General features: G+C 52.1%; 2 protein-coding genes. Both read right to left on the bottom strand.

The genetic code is table 11. From position 1 onward, the window contains the following. On the bottom strand, positions 1-784 hold a 784-nt coding region (locus ACJROR_RS00485), incomplete at its 3' end, for a hypothetical protein (RefSeq protein ID WP_406545384.1). Between the two features lie 61 nt (positions 785-845). Then, positions 846-2642, bottom strand: a complete 1797-nt coding sequence (locus ACJROR_RS00480) for a VWA domain-containing protein (RefSeq protein WP_406545383.1) — start codon at positions 2640-2642, stop codon at positions 846-848. Positions 2643-2774: the final 132 nt, after the last annotated feature.

Below are 2774 nucleotides of genomic sequence, written 5' to 3'. Positions count from 1 at the left end.
CTTCCATTATACCATCAGGATCCATCTTCAGGAGAGCCTCGATATCTTCATATGTGCCGCAATTCAAAAACGCCAGGTAAAATTCCAGAAAGGTTTTGGGAGTTTTCACTTGTTGCCTGAATTTCTTCAGATTGATGATCAGGAGATTAAGTCCTCTGGAATGCGGCTTCCCCAGGACTTTATCATCGATAGCTCTGCACGGCATTGATTTCCAGACAAAACACCAGTCGTCAATGCCGCCTGCGGCCTCCTTGCCGAATCCAGCCGTGGAAATTACCGCTATCAATCCCGGAGCGGTTCTCAGATCCTTTGTCGCCGCGCCTTTGTTCTGCGCTGCTGCCATAGCTGCCCAGCTGATGAAAAACCTCTCCGCGCAAAACGTGTAATTTTGGATCTCCAGCCCCAGATACATCTCGTCCGGCGATACGCCGATGTTCCGGGCCGGCTTTTTCCGGCCGTTTTCCCCCCGGTTCGCTTCCTCCTTCTGATCTTCTTTCTGATCTTTTTTCCGGGAAAGCTTTGCAAATACGTCCAGATTAAAGGTTCTGCTTTGCGGCATTACCTGAATTTCGTTATCGCCCTTAAAGATGTCGAAAGTCCCTAAGTCTTCACGATAGAACAGCTCCAGCATTTCCAACGCGAGCCTTTCCAGAACCCGGCCCTGCAGAATATGTTTGGCATAGCCGTCCTCGACTCTTGAAATGACGGTGTCGCCTGTTTCTTTAAAAAGTTCGTTATAGCGCCGTCTGTAGGTGACCAGCGCCTCAGCGTAAAAATCGTGCACAAATCCCCCCTGTTACGCATAAAAATCCTGTTATCGGAATCCCTGACAAAAAAGACAGAGGTCAGATATGGGACATTTTTGCGGCCATGATTTTGGCCAGGGTGGTATGCGCCATAATGTCAAACTTTCTGAAAAAGGTTCTCTTCATGAGCCTCTTCATGGCTTCCGGAAGCTCGGCGGCGTCTGACACCTTTTCGCTTTCTCTGAAGAGATCGCTGACGGCGGTGTTTTCTCCGATGCCGATGCCGTAGATTTCAACGCCCAGCTCCCCGCAGCGGTCAATGACCTTTTTGGCGGTGTCAAAGCAGTCCGGCTTGCCGTCCGTAATCACGATGATGATATCTCTCTGATACGGGCTTTTTTCCGGGAGCCTTTCCACCGCATGAAGAAGAACCTGGGTCAGCGGGGTGCAGCTGTGGGGCATCTGATCAAAATACCGGGCCCGGCTTTTAACGCTTTGCTTCGGAGTTCTGATGGTGTCAAACTCCGCATAGGTGCCCGGAAAGTAGGTCACCTCGGAGGTGAGGTTGCTGATGTTTTCCATGCCCAGAGCCAGGGACAGCGCCACCTGATTGGCCACCTCGTATCTCCGGATATTGGAGTCCGGGCAGAGAGCCGCCATGGATCCCGAGGCATCCACCAGAAGATGCACCGTGGTGTTCACGCACTGTCTGATGCTCTTGCTCTTGAAAACATGAAAGTTATTGATGACTCTGCCGGCATAAGCGAGAACGTCCACCTCCTTGCCGGAGGTTTTCGTTCCGTTCATCCACTCGTCATAGGAACGCATCATGCTTTCGATCTGATAACGGAAGCTGCCGTTTCTGATCACCTTCTGGTACAGCTGGTCATTGAGAGCCGGCCGGGGAATTCCAGTAACCGTGCCGCCGAAATCCTGCGATCCTCCGGTGGAGTAGGAGCGGCGCTCGATCTCTCCGGCGACCGAAGGCGCATTGCCGTTGAAGGTTCTTGAAAGAGCCTTCATCCGGCTGACCCGCCCCGCAGGAGCATCATCCGGGGTCTCGGCATTAAGCATTTCCGTGAAGTCATCCGAAAGCCTCTTAAGGAGATCCTTCGGAAAGTCCATATCCTTGAATACCCGATCAAAGCTCACCTTGCGGCTCCGGGGCATGCGGCTCTGCTCCGAAAACAGATCCTCCTCCGCCTCGGCGGGAGACGGCTGAGCCTCATGTTTCTTCACGGCCCGGTCATACTCGGCATTGTTCTTGCGAATATACTTCCGGATAAACTCCAGCGCCGCTGCCGCCACCTGCATCACATCATCCGATGTCTGCCGGAATGCCACCCGATAAATGATGTGATTCAGCATCCCGATAACGGCTTCCGGAAGCAGGGAAAGAAGAGCCATATGGGAGAATCTGAGGAGATGACGGACGCCCCGGCCGGTAAATCCGGCTTCCCAGTGGGAACGGTAGTTGCAATAGAGAATCAGAAGCGTGGTCATATCCCCGGAATCCCGGAGCTGTCTTAAAAACTCGCAGGATTCCCGCTTCAGGGTGTCATACTGAAAATTAAAGGTCTTAAGGAGTCCCGGCCAGGAACGGGTTTGCAGGAAATTTACCCGGGCATCCTCCAGGGCGTTAAACATCCCGAAATCAGCGGAATCCTGCCGCAAATCCTTAAAGCAGTCGAAATCGGTGAACACCAGATGTCCGCACTCATGGGCGACGTAGCCGTAGGCCATTTCCTGGCCGGCGCTGTCGCTTAAGTCCAGTCTGGGAATAGTGATCTGTTTTCCGTTAGTGTAGGCCGTGTGACCGTACATCATAAGTTCAACTCCGTACCGTTTGGCGTAGGAGCCGATCAAAAGAGGCAAAACACCGCTGCTAATCTTCATAAATCTTACCTTTCTAACTGACAATAAACGTTTCGTGCAAATCTTTGGCTTTCGAATAATGTGTTCGCCTTTGCGGGAACGGCGCTATTCTAACAGCGATTATTCGGGAACGTAAACAATTATTATGTTTGA

The organism is Succinimonas sp. (genome assembly GCF_045225735.1).
In the GTDB taxonomy this organism is placed as follows: domain Bacteria; phylum Pseudomonadota; class Gammaproteobacteria; order Enterobacterales; family Succinivibrionaceae; genus Succinimonas.
The sequence above is the reverse complement of the archived record's forward strand: the minus strand, read 5'-3'. Positions and strand labels throughout refer to the sequence as shown.